A 20,526-nucleotide genomic window follows, 5' to 3' on the forward strand; every position below is an offset into this window, starting at 1 on the left:
CAAAAGTAGTGAAATTTGGTTGTCGGATAATTTTCGAATAAAAAACGCGTTAATCTAGCACAATCAATAAATTTGCAACTCTTAATTGAAACAAGGTATGGAAGAAAGCACCAAGGTAATGCAGGAACAACGAATGAACCTATTCGTAACATTATGGGCTAAGCGTAAAATATTGATCATTGTCACTTCAGCCGGTTTAGTTGTTTCTACTGTCATCGCTTTCTTGATGACACCTTTGTACCGGTCTACGGCAATTGTATTCCCGGCGGCTACAAGTACGGTTTCTTTCTCCGAACAACGAAATGCTAAAGCGTCTTCCATGGACTTCGGTGAAGAGGAGCAGGCAGAACAATTGATCCAGATCTTACAATCTTCCAAAGTACGTGATAAAGTAGTTCAGAAATTCGATCTGATGAAACATTACGACATTGATGATTCGGATGCGAACAAGCATTACAAATTGGTAAAGGAATACAATAGCCACATCTTATTTGTGCGTACACGTTACGGTTCCATTCAGATTGATGTATTGGATAAAGACCCGCAATTGGCAGCGGATATGGCAAATAAAATTGTGGATCTGATTGATACGGTTAAGAATGAAATGGTCATGGAACGTACCGTACCTGCTTTTGAAATCAACAAGCGTAAGAAAGAGCAATTGGAATCGGATAAAGAAGCTGTATTGAACCAGCTGGATTCTCTGGCAGCTTTAGGCGTTGTTCCTTTGGAAGGGCGGGCGAATTTATTCCAGGCTTATGTAGAAGCAAAATCTGCGGAAGACAAAGCAGATTTCAAAAGACGTATCGATATCAACCTGGAGTTTGGAGCAGTGTTCGACGGATTGGAATATGTGCGTAACGAAAAGATCATGAAATTGGCAGACTTTGCTTTGTCATACGAGCAAGCAGAGTCGGATGCAAATACGCAATTCAATCATAAATTCATCGTGGAACGTGCAGTTGTAGCAGACAAGAAAGACAAACCGAAACGGTTGGTCATTATGCTCCTGGCTACATTCGGAACGTTTGTTTTCATGGTTTTTGTCTTGTTGATACAGGATAAGATCAGAGAACTTCGCAAGTTGGCATAAGCGTGACTTTTTTACGGGAAAATAGTTTATTGTTATTCTTAGGACTTGCTTTTGTAGGTCTTTTGGGTTACGGGTTTTGGTTCGATAACGAATACATTCCACTGATTCCCTATGCGCTGATTGTCCTTTTTGTTGCCCTTTTTTATACCGAATACACGTTCTTCTTTATTATAGCGGCCACACCCTTGTCCATCAACATAGAAGAATACACGGATAGTTTCGGGTTGTTTGTTCCTACTGAACCACTTCTTTTTGGAACCATGCTTCTGCTCTTGATCCAAAATCTCAAGTATCGGGTTTTCCCGGTTTATTTGAGGAACTCGGCTATTGTCTGGACGGTTGTTTTTTATCTGGCTTGGGTTCTTTTCACTTCGATTACAAGTGAGAATATGATGACCTCCCTCAAGTTTTTGTTAGCGCGACTTTGGTTCATTGTTCCCGTCCTTTTCTATGGAAGTTCGATCTTCTATGAACCGAAAAAGATCCGATGGTTCCTTTGGTTGTTCCTTTCCACGATGGTCGTTGCCATTACTTATACGATTCTGGTTCATGCAACGTATCGTTTCGGGGAAAAAGAAAGTCACTGGGTAATGTGGCCATTCTTTAAGGATCACACGATTTATGGGGCATTGGTTGCCCTGGTTGTTCCTTTGATCTTCTCTTTTTACTTTTCGCGAAAACACACACCCTTATTACAATTCATTCTTATTGGCTTCATGGTAATCACCTTGTTGGGACTGTACTTCAGCTATACGCGTGCAGCTTGGTTGAGTGTTTTTTTGGGAATGGTGATTTGGCTCTTAATCCGATTCAAAGTCAAATTTTCATGGCTTGCGGGAATCAGTTTGGTGATTGGAATCTATATCTGGGCTTCCTGGGATTCGATCCAACAGGATTTGGCGCGTAACAAGTACGAACACACCACCGAAGAATTTGGGGAACGCCTGCAAAGTGCAACAAACGTAACGACAGATGCTTCCAATCTGGAACGGATCAATCGCTGGAATTGTGCTATTGACATGTTCCGGGAAAGACCTTGGGTTGGTTTTGGTCCGGGAATGTACTCTTTTGAATATGCCCGCTTTCAACGCCCGGAAAATCTCACAATTATTTCTACGAATTTTGGAAATATGGGAAATGCACACAGCGAATACCTGGGTCCTTTGGCTGAAATGGGCTGGATCGGAATGTTGAGTATGCTGGCAATTGTGATAGCGATCTTTTATGAAGGAATTACGCTTTACAATGATTGGCCGGAGGAAGACCGGGAAATAAAGACCTTGTTAATGGGATTCATCATTTCCTTGTCGACCTATTTCATTCACGGATTCCTCAATAATTTTCTCGATACAGATAAAGCAGCAGTTCCTATTTGGGCAATGTGTGCTATCTTTATAGCCTTAAGAGCGCGCTTGAATCACATGCAGCGCAATTTAACAGAATAAACAGATGTTTACAGGTATTATCGAAACTCTTGGAACCGTTGTTGCCATTGAAAAAGATCAAAGCAATGTTCATTTTACGGTAGAATCCACCATTACCCACGAATTGAAAATAGATCAGAGTGTTGCCCACAATGGCTGTTGTCTGACCGTAGTGAAATTGGATGGAGATTCGTATGTGGTCACTGCAATTCAGGAAACTCTGGACAAAACAAATCTGGGTGATTGGGAAGTTGGCTCGAAAGTGAATCTGGAACGTTGCATGCTGCTTGGTGCACGTTTGGACGGACATATTGTTCAAGGACACGTGGACACTACCGCAACATGTATTTCTGTTGAAGATTTGAATGGAAGTTGGAAATACACGTTCCGCTATGATTTTGACCAGCCGACTGTGGCTAAAGGTTCCATAACTGTGAATGGTGTTAGTTTAACTGTTGTGGATTCGGAAAAAGGATTGTTTTCAGTTTGCATTATCCCTTACACACAGGAACACACCAATTTCCACGCATTCAAGGTGGGCACGAAAGTCAATTTGGAATTCGATATTATTGGCAAATATGTTGCTCGCTTAATGGAGCAGCAAAAAGCTTAATGATTTAATAACACCGTCAATCAAAATCGATTTAGCACTTAATAATTAATTGATTAACAGTTGATTGATTTTTCACAAAAACTTAGCCTCACCCGTTTCAATTAGAAAAATTTTAGGAACATAGCTCCCTCTTTTCATACCTTTGGAAAAAATTTCAAAAATGAAAAGACTTTTACTAATACCTATTTTACTTTTGAGTGGAGTTTCCATGAGTCAGGTTGCAATGACCGGAGCAGGCAGCTACACTCAAAATTTTGATGGACTTGCGTCAACAGGTACAAACATCGCGTGGACAGATAACAGTACTATTCCAAATTGGTTTGCTCAACGTACTGGAACAGGTACAGTATATAAGGCAGATAATGGTGGAAGTAATGCTGGAGCACTCAATAGTTATGGGACTACTGCGGCAACAGAACGATCTTTAGGATCTATTGGTTCTGGTAATGCTGCGGCTGGAAATTTTGCTCATGGATTATTATTGCATAATACATCTGGAGGAGGATTAGGTACGGTTAATGTAAGTTATACATTGGAACAATGGAGAGATGGCGGAGCTGCAACTCCAGCTGCTCAATCAATGACATTTTGGTATAAGGTTAGTTCATCAGCAATTACGAGTTTAAATCCAAATGTGAATACTGGTTGGACTCAGGTAACTGCGTTGACAGGAACCAGCCCAATTTTTGTTGCTCCTGCCGGAGGTGTTGCGTTAGATGGGAATCTTCCAGCGAATAAGGTATCTCTTTCAAATATCGTAATTCCAGGTTTGACTCTTGCCAATGGAGAGTACTTGATGATTAAATGGGATGATCCGGATCAAACCGGATCAGATCATGGTCTCTCAATTGATGATGTAACAGTTTCTTGGGCTAGTGCAGTAACATGCAATACAACAAATACAATCAACATTTCAACTTGTGAAACCTATACGGTTCCTTCTGGTGACGAGACTTATACCACTTCCGGAACATACATGGATACGATTCCAAACGCGGCGTTGTGTGATAGTATCATTACAATCAACTTGACAATTAAGCAAAATACAACGAATACGATTTCTCCTACAGCTTGTGGATCATACACCGTTCCATCAGGAGATGAAATGTACACGATGTCCGGAACATATATGGATACGATTCCAAATGCGGCAGGGTGTGACAGTATTTTGACGATTAACCTGACAATTGCAGGTTCAATTACTTACTATCAGGATTTGGATACGGATGGTTTTGGTAATGCTGCCGTTTCTCAAACAGGTTGCGCGCCAATCCCTGGATATGTTACCAACAATACGGATTGTGATGACACAAACAATGCGATTACGATTGGATCTACATTCTATGCAGATGCAGACGGAGATGGATTTGGAAATCCTGCTGTTTCTCAGGTTGCTTGTACGATGCCTGGAGGTTATGTTGCAAACAACACAGATTGTGATGATTCGAATATAGCAATTGGTATAGCAATGACTTATTACCAGGATTTGGATGGTGATGGTTATGGAAATGCTGCAGTTTCGCAGACAATTTGTACACCTCCTGCGAATTACGTGCTAGACAATACAGACTGTAATGATAATAACAATGCAGCTTATCCCGGAGCAACTGAAATTCCAAACAACGGAATTGATGAGGATTGTAACGGATCTGATTTGAATACGATTGGAACTAGTTTGGGGATTTATCAGTTTGAAGGAAATACATGTGCAATTCCGGTATGGAACGTAACGGCTCAGCCTGCAAATGCAACTTTTGGATTGTATGGAGTACAAGATACAACGGTATTAACCTGTTCACAGGCAGCAAATGTGGTTAACTTTTTAGGATTCGATACAGTAAGCACAGTTAATTTGACGAAGTATTTCAATTTCACAATTACTCCGGCATCTTGCTATGGAATGGATTTGAACCGCATCATCTTTACGCATAAAACAAGTGGTAGCGGTGGAACACCAATTGTTCACTTGCGTTCAAGCCTGGATAACTTTGCAGCTGATATTGCTACCAAACAATTGCCGAACAGCAACTACAAGACCGATACAATCAATTTGGGTACTGCTTTTGACAATGTTACTTCAGCAATTGAATTCAGATGGTACATTACTGATATCGGGTCTATGGGGGCTACCTACCGTCATGATAACGTATCAATATTCGGTAACATAAATGCTTTAACAACTCAAACTTATTATGCGGATACAGATACTGATGGATTTGGAAATCCTGCAGCTACAATTACTGCTTGTTCTGCTCCAGTCGGTTATGTTACTGACAATACCGATTGCGATGACACCAATGCGGAAGAATTCCCTGGAGCAGTTTGGTTTGCAGATACAGATAATGATGGATTAGGAGACAATGGGACTTCTCAGGTTTCTTGTACACAACCGGTTGGTTATGTTTCCGATAGCACAGACTGTGATGATACCGATAATCAAATCGGAAGTATTGTAATGTATTACGTTGATGCAGATGGAGACGGATTCGGTGATGCAACTGATTTGGGAACGAATTCATGTACTCCGATTGTAGGATCTGTGACGAATGCAGATGATTGTGACGATACGGATGATCAGGTCAATCCAAGTGCTGTTGAAGTATGTGATGGATTTGACAACAATTGTGACGGAAATATTGATGAAGGATTGTTGCAGGTTATCTTCTACGAAGATGCAGATAACGACACTTACGGAGATGTAAATTCTACAGTAACAGATTGTACACAACCAGTTGGATATGTTACTAATAGTACTGACTGTGATGATACAAACGCAGCGATCCATCCCGGAGCTACAGACAACACCGGAAACAGTGTGGATGAAAACTGTGATGGAGTGGATGGTGTCTTGGGAATCGAAGAATCAATCCTCGCTCACCTGAATGTGTATCCAAACCCGGGAACAAGTTCTGTGGTATTGAACATGACAGAAGGATGGGCTGGTTTCCAAGTTACATTTGTTGGTGTTGATGGAAAAGAAATCGCTTTGACTTCCACTCAAGTCTCTGCAAACGAATTGGAATTCAATACAAACAGCTTGGTTTCAGGAGTATATTTCATTCGATTGACTTCCGAGGCAGGAACTGCTTTGGTTCGTTGGGTGAAGAACTAAGACTAAAGATTTATTACAAGAAAGTCGGGGTGAAAAATTTTTCGCCCCGACTTTTTTTATTTACCAACGAGCCGTTTTAAAAGTTCAAAAAGAATTCAAATCGGTTAAAATGACAATTTGCAGTATGCATTTTGCCTTTTGAATTCCCTTTCAGTACCTTTGCAGCAATGGAACACATCATTTATAATGTCACGGTAAGTCTTGATCCGGCAATTGAGCAGGATTGGGTGAACTGGATGCGGACAGTGCACATCCCGGAAGTAATGGCAACCGGTTGCTTTTTGGAAAGCCGCATGTCCAAAATGAACAATGAAGAAGAGGGAGCTTGCACCTATGCGATGACGTATGTAGCATATAGTCAGGATCATCTGGAGGATTATCAGAAAAATCACGCTGCACGTTTGCAAGTGGATCATAAAAGCAAGTACGAAGGTCGTTTTGCTGCTTTCAGAAGCACATTAAACGTCATTCAACACTTCACACATGAACGTTAGAGCTAAAAAACATTTAGGACAACATTTCCTAAAAGACAAAGGAATCTGTAAAAAAATTGCAGAGCAGTTCAAGCACCATCAGGGAGTGAAAACAGCCATTGAAATTGGTCCGGGAATGGGCGCCTTGACGGAATATCTGTTGCAGGACAAAGAAACTGACCTGTACGTGATGGATGTGGATGCAGACTCTATCGAATACCTGAAAATACATTATCCGCAATTGGACGGGCGCATCACTTTCGGGGATTTCCTGAAAATGGATCCGACAACGATTGTGGGAGACAAACCTTTTGCAGTAGTGGGAAATTTCCCATACAACATCTCGTCTCAGATCTTGTTCAAATGCATTGATTTCAAGGATTCGATCCCTGAGATCATGGGAATGTTCCAGAAAGAAGTAGCACAACGTGTGGCTGAAAAACCAGGAACAAAAACCTATGGAATCTTGAGCGTTTTATTACAAGCCTATTACGATATTGAATACTGTTTCACGGTGGATGAGCACGTTTTCGATCCGCCACCCAAAGTGAAATCTGGAGTGATCCGTTGTACCAGAAACAGCAGGGAGAAATTGCCTTGTGATGAAAAATTATTCAAGCAAGTGGTGAAGATGTCGTTTAATCAGCGACGTAAAACCATCCGTAATTCGATCAAAGCCCTGCTTCCGGAAACCTATGAAGAGAATCCGATGCTTCAGTTAAGACCGGAAAGATTGGGTGTGGAAGAATTTATCGAGTTGACCAATTGGGTGGAAAAACACCGCACGAACGTTTAACATTCATCTAGTTACCTACTGACTTATGAGCAGATTTATTTTGATCCTTTTTATTGCGTGTTCCTTCACGGGATTTTCTCAATTGACAGATAAAGTTGAAGCGAAGAACTTCTGGACAGATAACATCCGGAACATTGTTGAATACAATAAGGAAGACGTTTTGGCTCAGATTCATTTCCCCTTGAAGGTTGGTGATAAAAAACTGACGAAAGACCAGTTCAGGGTGGTTATGGATAAACACTTCAATCCGGAATTGCGAAGAGAACTAAGTACAAAAGACATCGAATCCATCGATGCTTGGAAAATGGGTGACGACCTGACACAAACCTACATGATCGTTTGCCGAAAAGGATTGGATGCACAATACGAAGCTGCAGTCCTTTGCTTTTTGCAGTACAATGGGAAATGGATGTTGAATCAGATTGACTATCATAAAAAAGAAAACGAAGAAGATTAAATCTATTTAACATTTCCAGTTGAATGCTCGTTTTCTCACTGTTTTCAATGGTTTACTAACAAGACACACCGTTAAACAGGTGATACTGTGAATAAGTAATTGTTACCATTCAACCTTTTCTCTTTACTCCTCTGAAAATTCGATTATTTTTGTGCGAATTTCAAAAATTATTTTGCAATGTCACAAGAGAAAACAAGATACTCAGATAGTGAATTGGAAGAATTCCGTCAATTGATCAACGACAAGCTGAAAGAAGCTTATGATGACTATGATATGTTGAAGGCATCCTTGTCTAATAACAATCATGGTACGGATGATACGGGTAGAACTTTCAATATGATGGAGGATGGATCAGAGACGTTATCTCGTGAAGAAGTGGCTCAGTTAGCGGCTCGTCAAGAGAAGTTTATCGAAAACCTGAAAAACGCGTTGATCCGTATTGAGAACAAAACCTATGGAATCTGCCGTGTAACAGGTAAATTGATTCAAAAGGAGCGTTTGATGTTAGTACCTCATGCCACTTTGAGCATCGAAGCTAAAAACATGCAAAACAAATAAGTTGAAGAAACAACTCTATATCGTTTTAATTACGGTATTCTGCATATTGCTCCTGGATCAGATCATGAAAATTTGGGTTAAAACCACGTTTGATTATACTGGAGAAAATAGTACAATGCCGGTTTTTGGATCTTGGTTTCGATTATTGTATATCGAAAATCAGGGAATGGCATTTGGAACCACTTTTGGTGCAAGTATCTGGGCCAAATTGGGTCTAAGTATTTTTCGCATATTTGCCAGTGGAGCTATTGCTTATTATTTCATCAAACAATGGCGTAAAGGAGCCAGAACGGAATTCCTTCTTGCAATCGGATTGGTATTCGCAGGTGCAACAGGAAACCTGATTGATTCCATGTTCTATGATTTCATTTTTGACTACGATCCATGTATCGGATTCAATCATTTGGAAGGATCCGGAATTTGGTCTGATTGCGGAATCATGGGTAAGCAGGAAACTCGTCACACCGGATTCCTGATGGGTAATGTAGTGGATATGTTCCAATTTACCGTGGAGTGGCCTTCTTGGGTTCCATGGTATGATAAAAACGGAGACAATCAGATTTTCCCGGCTATCTGGAATGTGGCAGATGGTGCGATCAGCATTGGAGTAATCATGATTATCTTCAGACAACGAAAATACTTCCCGAAAGACAAACAAGGGTTAAAAGCACAACCACGTTAGGATTCAGGAATAAAGAAATAGTGAAAAAGCGGAAGAGGAATCTTTCGCTTTTTTGGTTTTGTAACCAAATGTGTTTTTCATACCTTTGAGTTTATGAGTACGGCTGAATTAAGATTGGACTTACACAAAATGATTGAAGGGATTACCGATCAGGCAACCTTAAGTGCTGTTTATGCTTTTCTTTCTGGTAGTAAAGAACTTCCTGAAAGTGATTGGGCTGACAATTTGAGTAAAGAAGAAGACGCTGAAATATTGGAAGGATTGAAACAGGAATCGGAGGGAAAAGTAAAATCTCATGACCAAATTTTAGCGAAACATCGCAAACAATTTCCCCATTTGAAATTATAATGCAAATTGTTTGGACAGATAAAGCTGATGAGACATTCGATCAGATCAATGCTTATATTTTAAAAAAGTTCACTCAAAAAGAAGTTGATGATTTTGTTCTAAAAACCTATGAAGTTTTAAAAGTAATTAAGTCTCATCCCAAGCTTTATCCACTTTCTAAAATCAAAAAATATAAATCCACAAGAAAGGCTGTAATCCATCCTCATAGCACCTTATATTATCGAATCAGCAATAAAACAACAATCACCCTGGTTACCTTTTGGGACAACAGAAAGAATCCAAAGAAAGAAAAGTGATTTATGATTCAATCATTTGGAAGGATCTGGAATTTGGTCTGATTGCGGAATAAAGGGTAAGCAGGAAACTCGTCACAACGGATTCCTGATGGGTAATAAATAGAAATAAACATGTAGGGGCGCGATTAATCGCGCCCCTACATGTTTATTATAATCACAAAAGCCTCAACACCTTCTCCACATCTTCAGGAGCATCAATGTTTGGTGTTTCAATTTCCGTTTCTACCACATGAATGGAATACCCGTTGTAAAGCCAGCGCAATTGCTCCAGCGATTCGATTTGCTCCAGTTGTGTTTCTTCCAATTCGCTCAGTTGAAGCAATACTTCCGACCGGTAAGCATACAATCCGATATGTCTTAAAAAAGGATAGATCTCCAGAGGTTCCCCCTTTGCATTGGCAAAATTCGGAATCGGACTCCGTGAAAAGTAAAGTGCGCTTTGATTTTTGTCAATCACCACTTTGATGCGATTGGGATTGAGAATATCCGTCATTTCGATTTTCCTGGATGCAAGTGTAGCGATTTGAACATCCGGATCGGTGAATGCTTGGAGGAGCTGATCCAATTGTCGAGCATCCACCAAAGGTTCATCTCCCTGAATATTGATCACGACATCGTATTGTACGGAAAGACTTCTGACAATTTCTGCACAGCGGTCCGTTCCGGTAGGATGTTTGGAATCCGTCATCATTACCTTTCCACCAAAACCTTTCACCGCATCCACAATCCGTGAATCATCTGTGGCAACGATCAGATCCGTTAACAAGGAAGATTTCGAAGCACCTTCCGCTACGCGTTGAATCATGGTTTTGCCTTTCAAATCGATGAGTGGTTTTCCGGGAAAGCGGGAAGAACCGTAACGAGCGGGAATGATGCCGAGAATGCGCATGTTTTTTCTTTCAAAGTTAAAGTAATGTAGGACAAACGTTAGCAGTAGGTGCGAAAAATTTTTCGCACCTACTGCTTTTTACTAATTTTGCCGGATGAATAAATTTTTCGCCTTTTTTGTAATTCTGGCGCTATCTTCAAAATTGGTTGCTCAGGATCAGCCAAACCTACTATCTTCTACGAAAGTAACAACAATCGGATACTGGAATAAAGGCGACAAGGTGAGCTATCATGTCATAAACTCGAAGACCACAACGAAGTCAGGTTCAACAGAACCTGTAAAGAAATCGTCGGATACTTATGATTTGGAAATAACGGTGGTTGATAGCACGGAGCATGCGTATATTTTGGCAATGAAATACTTGAAAGGATCGGGAGAGGGTTTGGAGCCGCAGTTACAGGAGATAATGAATTCAATCCAAACAACGGCGGTTATACGTTACCAAACAGATGAGTTTGGGTCTTTTGTAAAAATTCTCAACTTAATCGAGTTGCAAAAGGATTTCCAAAAAACGTGTAATGAATTCAAAAAACAAGTGGTAAGTACCCGGAAACCGGAGGAAGCAAAAGAAGTGACAGCAACGATAGATGCACTATCCGCCCAATTTTCCAAACCTGAAAATATTGCAGTCCTTTATATGAGCGATATTCTGGCGATTCATGCTTATTATGGAATCGAACTGGTTTTGAATAAACCGATGGAAACAGATCTTGAATTTCCGTGTTTTGCGAATATCAATGTTCCGGGAACCGGGAAAATTACTTTGTCGGCCATTAACAAGGCAAAAGACATTGCTACATTCTCGATGGTTTCCAAACCGGATAAGGAAGAATTAAAAAAGTACATGAAACTCTTTTTCGATCAACTTTTCCCTGATAGTAAAGGAAAGATTCCCGTGGATCAAATGAGTATAGATTTTGAGAATACGGAACGATTGGTGATCCATTTATCCGATGGTTGGATGGAAAGTGTTGAATCCAGTCAGACAGCGATTGTTTCAGACTCCAAGGAGAAAGTGAAGAAAGTAAGTAGTAAACTCTTTACTCGAAATAACTGAAACGCCTTTATATATTTGTGTTATGAAATATCTATTTGTTGGTTTAGGAAATCCAGGTTCGAAGTACGAAGAAACACGCCATAACATCGGTTTCAAAGTAGTTGAAGCGTTGGCAAAGGAATTGGGAGGAACTTTTTCCTTGCAAAAAACGGCTGAAGTGGCAGAAGTAAAATTCAAGGGAAGAACTCTGATTTTAGTGAAACCGACCACTTACATGAATCTTTCCGGTAAGGCGGTGAACTATTACCTGCAACAGGAAAAAATTTCTAGGGAAAACCTGGTGGTAGTTACGGATGATTTGGCTCTCCCTTTTGGAAAATTACGCATGAAAGGGAAAGGTTCCGATGGTGGACATAACGGACTGAAAGATATTCAGGCAACATTGAATACGACCGAATATTGTCGTTTGCGTTTTGGTGTAGGTGCTGATTTTCACAAAGGACAGCAAGTGGATTACGTATTGGGCGAATGGAGCACGGAAGAACGTGAGACCCTGAGCGAACGTATCGCTGTTGCCACGGAGTTTTTGAAAAGTTATGCTTCAATAGGAATTCAATTAACAATGACAAATTGGAATGGTAAATAGATTTTGATAATCAGCAGATTAACTCAAGTTCCAATATTAAATCTTTCGATTTCGTGTTTTTTGGGAATTTTGAATTGAAACTATCAATACATTTGTAAGTGCAAATAAATACCATTTGCAGAATACAATTATGCAATACATACGACTCACAAGGAGTGATGAATTCACAAAAAAACTCTCCCAACAAGTAGATGAATATCTGAAAAGAAACAATCTAAAGCGTTACGGTAATTGGCGGATTCTATTAAAAGTTCCGTTGATGTTTTCCCTGTTCTTACTTCCTTATTTTTTAATGGTTTTCGGAGTAATTGAGAACCATTGGCTGATGTTCTTCATGACGATGATCATGGGTGTGGGAATGGCAGGAATCGGACTTTCCATTATGCATGATGCAAATCATGGTGCATTCTCAAAATACAAATGGCTCAATAAGATCATGAGTTTCTCGATGGAGATTCTGGGTGGATTCAATTTGAACTGGCGCATACAGCACAATGTGCTTCATCACAGTTTTACAAATGTACACGACATGGATGAAGACATCGATTCAATCGGATTGCTTCGTTTTTCTCCAAATATGCCACATAAGAAGGTACATCGTTTTCAGGTGTATTATGCCTGGTTCTTTTACGGGTTGATGACTTTATCCTGGATGACTAACAAGGATTTCATGCAGTTGAGTCGCTACAGTAAGGAAGGCTTACTGGAAGCTCAAAATACGACATTCCGAAAAGCCATGATCCAGTTGATCTTTTCAAAATTGCTCTACTACATATACATCATTGCAATTCCTTTATTGGTGATGGATGTGACTTGGTGGCAAGTAGTGATCGGATTTGTGGTGATGCATTTCATCTGTGGGATCATCCTGGCATTTGTATTCCAGGTAGCACACGTGATGCCTGAAACGGAGTTCATGACAAAAGAGGGTTATGCAGAAAAGAATGATGATGTATCCTGGGCAAAACATCAATTGATGACAACAGCAAATTTTGAGAATTGGAATCCCTTGTTGACTTGGTATGTTGGCGGATTGAATTATCAGATTGAACATCATTTGTTCCCGGACATTTCACATATCCATTATCCGAAGATTTCGAAAATTGTGAAGAAGACAGCCAAGGAATATGGTATCCAATACAATTATCATCGAACTTTCGGTGGGGCGATCTTCAATCATTTGAGATTACTGAAACAATTGGGAAGAGCCTAAATTCTTCCGGATGAAAATAAAAGTAAGGGGGCGATTAATCGCCCCCTTACTTTTTATACGATGTTTCGGGCAATCTGAATTCAATGAATTTCTTAACTTTAATACAGAAGGATGAATAATGTAAGTCAATTATGGGACACGATCACGCACATCATCATGATCCCGATAGCTATCGGGAAGCATTGACGAAAGTCAACAGTGCATTCGTAATTGCAATCATTCTCAATCTCCTGTTTGTGGTCATAGAAGCCGTTGTAGGGATTGCCATCGATTCGCTTTCCGTTCTATCCGATGCAGGGCATAATTTATCCGATGTAGGGACATTGGCACTTTCGCTTTTGGCATTCAAGCTCATGAAAGTCAAGTCGACAAACCGGTATACATACGGTTATCGCAAAACGTCCGTTTTGGTTGCCCTGTTGAATTCCATGCTGCTCCTGCTTACGATCGGTATGATTGTTTATGGGGCGGTGGATCACTTGTTTCATCCACAAATAATTCCTGGTTTAACGGTTTCAATCATTGCAGGAATTGGAATCGTCATCAATTTTTCTACAGCGCTCTTTTTTCTCCGCAATAAGGAAAAAGACATCAATGTGAAAAGTGCCTACTTGCATTTGCTGGCAGATGCATTGGTTTCGGCCGGATTGGTTATTGGCGGAATCGTCATTTATTACACGCATTTGTATTGGCTTGACAGTATTTTCAGCTTGGGCATCGCCGCTATCATTTTGTTCAGTACCTGGAAATTGATGAAAGAAAGCCTGCGTCTATCCCTGGATGGAGTTCCAAGTGATATTCATTTCGAAGAAGTCATTGCACTCATTCAGAAAGTGGAAGGGGTGAAAGAAGTGCATCATGTGCATATCTGGCCTTTGAGCTCTATCGAGAATGCGATGACCGCTCATTTGGTCCTCGAAGAAACAGTGCAAGGTGAACAGGAAGCTGATATCAAACACGAGTTGCGGCATCTCCTGGAGCACCAAAATATCCGACATGTAACTTTGGAAACGGAACGAGAAGATTGCAGGGGTGGATCTTGCTAAGATGCCATATCTCACAGGGCTAATAGACACATGTCTATCCGTCTTTTAAGTTTGGAGTAAAGTTTGGAGTAGGTTATAAAAACAAAAAACCCTCCCGTGATTTCGAGAGGGTTTCGCAGCGTGTAGGTTATTCTATTTCTTTAATATCAATTGCTTGGTAACAGCACCTTCAGTTGAAAGAACCTTCACCCAATAGATTCCATCAGCTAAATCAGCCAAATTCAAAGTGAAGGTTGTGCTTGTATTTTGTTGAGTAAACAATACTTGTCCGTTTGCTGAATAAACAATCGCTTCTGAGTTCATGACGTTCGTTTCTACAAAAACAATACTTGAAGCCGGATTGGGATACATGATGTATTCAAACGCATCGTTTTCAGCCAAACCTAAACATGGGTCCGATATGATGACAACAGTATCTTTATCGATGCAACCATTGTTATTGGTAACGGTTAATATGTAGGCTCCTGCCTGTGCCCCAGTTGTATTTTGAGTTGTTGCTCCATTGCTCCAGCTATAACCAGGAAATCCACCAGGACCATTCAAGTTAACCGGGAAATGATTCGCACATACCGTCATGTCAGCACCCAGGTTGATCGAAGGCAAGGCGAATAGGGTCAAAGTAAGTGTGTCCAGATCAACACATCCATTCGCATCTGTTCCGGTCACGATGTAAGAACCAGCTATTGTTGCATTGAATGCTGTTCCGTTGGTGATTCCATTGTTCCAAACAAGGTTGGGAGCACCTGTCGCTGTGAATGTGATTGAAGTTCCGGTACAAACACTTTGATTAGAACCTGCGTTTACTGTTGGAAGCGCATTCAATGTCAAAGTAAGTGTATCCATGTCGACACAACCAAAAGCGTCCGTTCCTGTTACAATGTAAGAACCAGCTGTCGTTGCATTGAATGCAGTTCCGTTTGTGATTCCATTGTTCCAGGCAAGATTGGGAGCACCGCTTGCTGTGAATGTAATTGAAGTTCCGGTACAAACCGTTTGATCAGAACCTGCATTCACAGTTGGAAGGGTATTTACCAGTACAGTCAATGTATCCGAATCTTCACATCCGTATGCATCAGTGGCTGTTGCAATGTAATCCATGGTTGCAGTCGGGAAGAAATCCACTCCGTCCTGTACACTGTTGTTCCATGTAACAGTTGCAGAAGATGTTCCTGATAGATTCACCGTGTCACCTGAACAAACGGTTACGTCCGATCCGGCTGCAATACTTGGTAAAGCCAGGATATGAATTGCTTCGGCAAGAGTTGTATCCGCACAAGCAAGAGTTGTATTTGAAATATAAACGCGGTAATTTCCAGCCAATGTTACATCCAAAGAGTTTCCTGTTTCTCCTGAAATGATCTGATCATCTTTCAACCATTGAACAGTGCTTTGAGCATTTCCGGGAATTGTTAGGGTAACTTGATCACCTGCACAAATGGAATCTGTTGGAACGGTGATAGTAGCTCCTGCTAAATCGACACAAGTATTGATGTCAAAAATGGAAAGAGTAGAACTAATCTCATTTGCCAAGATTACGATATCATGTCCTGTTGGCGAATCCTCTTTCTTGATGATGATAATTCCTTCAGCTCCACGATCCGGACCACTGTTTGCTCCAACTGTGCGATTATTATAATATCCAACATAAACCGGGGCACTTGGTACATCCACATTGAACAGCATCACACCACCAACACGTTCCAAAGAAACGAATAAGTAGTGATTTCCATTGATAATTGCCGTAGCAACACCTTCCGGTTCCGGACCTTTATCATCCGAACGGTTTTTTGAAACTGCAGTTCCCGAAGAATTACTAGCATTGAAAAGACCACTCAAAGTCGGGTGATTTGCAGTGATTTGCTCGATCAGGTCTTTTGAATCGAAAACCAAAGCTCCTGTCTGGGCATTCCAGATAGAGAATGAACGTGTTCCGAAAACGTGGATATCATCGATATCTCCATCGTTATCTGTGTCACCACTTGCGTTTGTTACATTGATACGACCCAGGAATTGGTTGTTTTTCAAGATGTTTTGATCGGGAATGGAAGCGTCCAATGAAGTAGCAGACAAACGTGCCACTTCTGTGATGGCAGTGTATTCGCGTGCGTCTCCTTCGTTTGCTGAGAAAATGTATTCTGCTCCGCCAATAGTAGCATGCGCTAAAGCATCCGGCATGAACATTCCTTTAACAGGAACAGAACTAATGAAGACACCTGCAGTTTGATCGGAAGCATCCAATCCGTTGTTTCCGTTTGCGTAGTTCATTGTTCCTAACGGACGAATTGCACTCACCGTTCCGGCAGCGATATTGATTACAGCCATTGCATTGTTTTCCTGTAAGGATACATAAGCTGTTGAGTTATCTTCTGAAAGTGTAATGTATTCCGGTTCGAAATCCTGTGCCGCTGAACTTCCTGGTCCGAATATGCGGATTCCCTGAGAACGCAAAGCTGCTTCTTGCCCATTAAATGATTGGAAATTCACCATGGTTACGTTTGCAGCTGTTAAAGTTGGATAACCACCTGTAATGTCAATGATTCCGACAGAACCTTCCGGATCAACCGTATAATCTGACTTCGGTTCTCCTTCACAAGCAACCAATACTTTCGTATAATCATTGTTGAATGTAATCATGTCGGGCATGGCACCAACCGGAACTTGTGAAATCAAGACTCCATTCTGGTCCAGGAAAACAATACTCCCGTTCATTTGCGGATCTGTGTTTTCAATCGCACAAGCAACTACCCCATTGTGAACCGTTAAGGAATTGATATTTCCATAGGATACAACTGAAATTGAGTTAAGCAAGATTGGAGTTGCAGGATTCGAAAAATCTACAATATCTACTTTTTTACCAATAGAGTTTGCAATGTATAATTTATCCGTCGTCGGATCAAAAGCTACGATTTCAGCAGAATTTGAAGTTGGTCCTTCCGGACCATTAGAAAAGCTTGAAAGCAAGTTCAGACTCAATTCGTTGTTTGGAGTTGGAGCTTGGTAATCGTTGTCTTTCAGGTAAATGATCTGGAAGTTGGCTGCAGCGATGGTTGCATTGGAAACACTACGCAATTTTACAATAATGCGTTCTGTACGTTCCGCAATCAGATCTTCCAGAATGTTGATTGTGAATGGGAATATTCCGTTGCTATTGGCAGGAATGGTTAATGTATCGTTTGTCCAGGAGTAATCTGATACAGGAGTTGCGTTGGAATAAACGGATGTTTCAACAATCACCTTTGCAGGAGAAGCATTGGCGCTTGCAAAGCTAACGTTTACAGTTGCCGTTCCTGCGCTTTCAGTTACGGTTTGCGTGTTGAGTGCAATACTTGCTGTTCCTGCTGCAGGAGGAGCGGTTGACAAGGAAATACTACTTGCATTATCGTCTACAAAAGTTTGTGTTGTCCATGTACGACCTGTAGACCAGGAATTGGTTAGCGTGTTATAAGTACCTGTTGCTTTTCCGGTAGAAGCTCCCGGGTCACCCGTAACGAAGCTGGTGGTTTGCAATTTTCCTCCGGAGTACAAATCGTTTACCGGGAGTTCATATCCCGTTGTAGTTGTTACAAATGCACTTCCGATAGCTGTTCCATAGAAAACAGCATCTACTGGTACGGTAGAGTTGGTAATGCTTGCTGCCGGAACGTTGAATACTGCAATTCCGTCAGCGTTTCCACCTCCGTTACCAAAAACACCTGCTGTTCCTCCCGCGTTTCCAAATCCGTCTCCCGGAGTTGTGGTTACATCAATGATTCTGATTTTTGTTCCGGTTACGACCATTCCGTTTCCTCCAACAAACACCACATCACCTGCAGTAACCGTTCCGGTACTGATTTGGAAGCCGTAGCTAATGGTTCCTCCGGCAATCCACCCGTTAGCGGTTGCGGTTCCATTGTTGTTAACAACCACAGTATAAGGAGTAAGGGAAAAATCGATGTTTTTCGTGGCCTTCAATTCCACCCATTCAAGATTATTGTCACTTGAAGGCGGATTGATGTAGAATTCTGAGATTACGAGTCCCGGGTTTTGAGCAAAACTGGAGATGCTCATTAAAACCGTCCCGATAAATAGTAACGTTTTTTTCATTGCTGTATAAACTTTCGACAAAGTTCCGTTCAGCATGTAATCAGAAATAGGGGGTTGAATGACTTTTTTGGTAAGATTGGGTTGTGTAATTGTAAACCAGTTAAAATTTGAATGAAGAAAAGAACTGATTCGAAAACAATTTGGTTAAATCAAATTCACTTCGCATTAATACTAATCCGATTTAGCGCCCCAATCCTTTAAAATCAATCCGGCAATACTTAAATCAATCGGATTGGTAATCTTTATATTTTCTTCATTTCCGGAAACCAAATGAATTCGAGCGCCAATTGCTTCCACAACACTTGCATCGTCTGTAAAGGCAGTGGCATATTTTTGCTCGTAAGCTTTTTTAATCAACTTGGATTCAAATACTTGTGGAGTTTGAACAATTTGATAATGATTTCTGGGTACAGCGGCACTATTTTCACCTTCCACAAGTCGAAGTGATTCTTTTACCGGAATAGTTGGAATCACTGCACGGTGACTTTTAACCTCAAGAAGCAATTGATTTAAAACGGATTTACTTACAAAAGGGCGGACACCATCGTGAACAGCAATCCAATCGCCGCTTGCTTTTTCCAATGCATTTTTGATGGAGTCAAATCGTTCTTCACCCCCTGAAACAACTTCGTGTTTGATAAGAAAATCATATTTCTGACACATTTCCTCCCAATCTTTGAGGTAATCAACAGGAAGGGTGACAATCAATTCTGCGGCGGTGTCGAATGCATGAATCCGTTCGATGGTATGCATCAGGATGGGTTTGTCATTCAATAACAGAAATTGTTTTGGGATGGAACCTCCCATTCGTTTTCCAATTCCTCCGGCAGTAATAATGAATGTCAGCATAGCTTTAAAGATAGGAAGAAAGTCGGGACGCGAAGCTTCGCGTCCATACAAAAAAAGGTCTCCAAACGAAGACCTTTTAAATATAGTAAAATCACCAATTATTTCAATTGATTCGGATCTTTTTCAGCCTGATTATTGAATTTGCGTTGCCAGTTCAACCAGTAAAACAATCCAATGAATCCAAGAACGATAACTGAATAATTAAAGATATCACCAATGTTGTCATAAAACCATGCACCATTTAGGATTTTTCCGAGTGTCAACCAAAAACCATTCATCTGTTCTCTTTTTAATTGTGACAAAGTAAATAAATAATTTGTTGATAAGTGCGGATTTCAGTGAAAAAAATTCAATTTTTCGTGATTATTATTTGCTTCCCCCTTTGGAGGGGGATGGAGGGGGAGGACTTTCTTGGATTATCACTATACAAAAAGTCCAAATATTTCATAAATCAATTCCCCTATTTGAACAATCAAAGGGATAGAAACTGTAACTTTGCAGTATAAAATTTAAGATTATGTACCCACCAGAACTCGTACAACCAATGAAGGAAGACCTTACACGTGTGGGCTTTCAACAACTCGTATCAGCATCAGAAGTAGATGCAACCATTCCAACTAGCAAAGGTGTTGCCTTGGTAGTTGTCAACTCTGTTTGCGGATGTGCAGCAGGAAACTTAAGACCAGGGGTAAAAAAATCTTTGGAGATAGCAGGAAAGAAACCGGATCATTTGCTAACTGTTTTTGCAGGTGTGGATTCTGAAGCTACACAACAAGCACGTAAGTATTTCTTACCATTCCCTCCGTCTTCGCCATCCGTGGCTTTGTTCAAGGACGGAAAATTGGTTCATTTCTTAGAAAGACACAATATCGAAGGAGTTACTGCAGCTATGATCGCTGAGAACTTAGAAGCAGCTTACGACGAATTTTGTTAATTAAGACTTAAAGACAT

Annotated in this window: 20 protein-coding genes; 16 read left to right on the top strand and 4 right to left on the bottom strand. The window is 40.7% G+C overall.

All coding sequences use genetic code 11. The annotated features are described in order from the left end of the window. Positions 1-97 precede the first annotated feature (97 nt). The 11 genes from AAG807_RS11290 (at position 98) to AAG807_RS11340 (ending at position 9,852) form a co-directional block, all read left to right on the top strand. On the top strand, positions 98-1,093 hold the full coding sequence (locus tag AAG807_RS11290; RefSeq protein ID WP_341903749.1) for a Wzz/FepE/Etk N-terminal domain-containing protein: 996 nt from the start codon (positions 98-100) through the stop codon (positions 1,091-1,093). Between the two features lie 2 nt (positions 1,094-1,095). After that, on the top strand, positions 1,096-2,538 hold the full coding sequence (locus tag AAG807_RS11295; RefSeq protein ID WP_341903750.1) for an O-antigen ligase family protein: 1,443 nt from the start codon (positions 1,096-1,098) through the stop codon (positions 2,536-2,538). A gap of 4 nt (positions 2,539-2,542) precedes the next feature. Beyond that, positions 2,543-3,130, top strand: a complete 588-nt coding sequence (locus AAG807_RS11300) for a riboflavin synthase (RefSeq protein ID WP_341903753.1) — start codon at positions 2,543-2,545, stop codon at positions 3,128-3,130. 160 nt (positions 3,131-3,290) lie between these two features. Then, positions 3,291-6,242, top strand: a complete 2,952-nt coding sequence (locus tag AAG807_RS11305) for a MopE-related protein (protein WP_341903755.1) — start codon at positions 3,291-3,293, stop codon at positions 6,240-6,242. Between the two features lie 167 nt (positions 6,243-6,409). Then, positions 6,410-6,736 (top strand): DUF4286 family protein, encoded by a 327-nt coding sequence (locus AAG807_RS11310; RefSeq protein WP_341903759.1) that lies wholly within the window; start codon positions 6,410-6,412, stop codon positions 6,734-6,736. After that, positions 6,726-7,511, top strand: a complete 786-nt coding sequence (gene rsmA, locus AAG807_RS11315; RefSeq protein ID WP_341903761.1) for a 16S rRNA (adenine(1518)-N(6)/adenine(1519)-N(6))-dimethyltransferase RsmA — start codon at positions 6,726-6,728, stop codon at positions 7,509-7,511. Before AAG807_RS11310 ends, rsmA begins: the two co-directional genes overlap by 11 nt. 25 nt (positions 7,512-7,536) lie before the next feature. After that, the gene (locus AAG807_RS11320) at positions 7,537-7,968 is read left to right on the top strand and encodes a hypothetical protein (RefSeq protein WP_341903764.1); all 432 of its coding nucleotides are present in this window, start codon (positions 7,537-7,539) and stop codon (positions 7,966-7,968) included. 177 nt (positions 7,969-8,145) lie between these two features. After that, on the top strand, positions 8,146-8,526 hold the full coding sequence (locus AAG807_RS11325) for a TraR/DksA C4-type zinc finger protein (RefSeq protein WP_294860107.1): 381 nt from the start codon (positions 8,146-8,148) through the stop codon (positions 8,524-8,526). A 1-nt stretch (position 8,527) separates the two neighbouring features. Next, on the top strand, positions 8,528-9,208 hold the full coding sequence (locus AAG807_RS11330) for a signal peptidase II (RefSeq protein ID WP_341903767.1): 681 nt from the start codon (positions 8,528-8,530) through the stop codon (positions 9,206-9,208). A gap of 93 nt (positions 9,209-9,301) precedes the next feature. Then, positions 9,302-9,556, top strand: coding sequence for a hypothetical protein (locus AAG807_RS11335; protein WP_341903772.1), 255 nt, complete (start codon positions 9,302-9,304; stop codon positions 9,554-9,556). Continuing rightward, positions 9,556-9,852 (top strand): type II toxin-antitoxin system RelE/ParE family toxin, encoded by a 297-nt coding sequence (locus tag AAG807_RS11340; protein ID WP_341903775.1) that lies wholly within the window; start codon positions 9,556-9,558, stop codon positions 9,850-9,852. The genes AAG807_RS11335 and AAG807_RS11340 overlap by 1 nt, the downstream gene beginning before the upstream one ends. Positions 9,853-10,006: 154 nt before the next feature. Here the strand turns inward: AAG807_RS11340 and kdsB are convergent, their stop codons facing one another. Further along, entirely contained in the window at positions 10,007-10,741 is a 735-nt protein-coding gene (kdsB, locus tag AAG807_RS11345; protein WP_341903778.1) for a 3-deoxy-manno-octulosonate cytidylyltransferase, read from the bottom strand. 94 nt (positions 10,742-10,835) lie between these two features. On the opposite strand from kdsB, the gene AAG807_RS11350 reads away from it, so the two are divergent. From AAG807_RS11350 to AAG807_RS11365, 4 genes are all read left to right on the top strand, one after another. Further along, positions 10,836-11,798, top strand: coding sequence for a hypothetical protein (locus tag AAG807_RS11350; RefSeq protein ID WP_341903780.1), 963 nt, complete (start codon positions 10,836-10,838; stop codon positions 11,796-11,798). A gap of 22 nt (positions 11,799-11,820) precedes the next feature. Continuing rightward, positions 11,821-12,384: an aminoacyl-tRNA hydrolase gene (gene pth, locus AAG807_RS11355; RefSeq protein ID WP_341903782.1), complete on the top strand. Its 564-nt coding sequence runs from the start codon at positions 11,821-11,823 to the stop codon at positions 12,382-12,384. Between the two features lie 130 nt (positions 12,385-12,514). Then, positions 12,515-13,597, top strand: coding sequence for an acyl-CoA desaturase (locus AAG807_RS11360; RefSeq protein WP_341903784.1), 1,083 nt, complete (start codon positions 12,515-12,517; stop codon positions 13,595-13,597). A gap of 131 nt (positions 13,598-13,728) precedes the next feature. Next, positions 13,729-14,643 carry a cation diffusion facilitator family transporter gene (locus tag AAG807_RS11365; protein WP_341903787.1) on the top strand — a complete coding sequence of 305 codons (915 nt, stop codon included), beginning with the start codon at positions 13,729-13,731 and terminating at the stop codon, positions 14,641-14,643. Between the two features lie 132 nt (positions 14,644-14,775). Here the strand turns inward: AAG807_RS11365 and AAG807_RS11370 are convergent, their stop codons facing one another. From AAG807_RS11370 to AAG807_RS11380, 3 genes are all read right to left on the bottom strand, one after another. Further along, complete coding sequence (locus AAG807_RS11370; RefSeq protein WP_341903789.1) at positions 14,776-18,726, bottom strand: choice-of-anchor I family protein; 3,951 nt, start codon at positions 18,724-18,726, stop codon at positions 14,776-14,778. Positions 18,727-18,897: 171 nt separating this feature from the next. Next, entirely contained in the window at positions 18,898-19,575 is a 678-nt protein-coding gene (locus AAG807_RS11375) for a 2-C-methyl-D-erythritol 4-phosphate cytidylyltransferase (RefSeq protein WP_341903792.1), read from the bottom strand. A 98-nt stretch (positions 19,576-19,673) separates the two neighbouring features. Beyond that, on the bottom strand, positions 19,674-19,853 hold the full coding sequence (locus AAG807_RS11380) for a hypothetical protein (protein ID WP_341903794.1): 180 nt from the start codon (positions 19,851-19,853) through the stop codon (positions 19,674-19,676). A gap of 239 nt (positions 19,854-20,092) precedes the next feature. Here AAG807_RS11380 and AAG807_RS11385 point away from each other — a divergent pair, with 239 nt between their 5' ends. Then, positions 20,093-20,509 carry a BrxA/BrxB family bacilliredoxin gene (locus AAG807_RS11385; protein ID WP_341903796.1) on the top strand — a complete coding sequence of 139 codons (417 nt, stop codon included), beginning with the start codon at positions 20,093-20,095 and terminating at the stop codon, positions 20,507-20,509. Positions 20,510-20,526 lie beyond the last annotated feature (17 nt).

Source organism: Fluviicola taffensis DSM 16823, from assembly GCF_943372375.1.
In the GTDB taxonomy this organism is placed as follows: domain Bacteria; phylum Bacteroidota; class Bacteroidia; order Flavobacteriales_D; family Crocinitomicaceae; genus Fluviicola; species Fluviicola taffensis_A.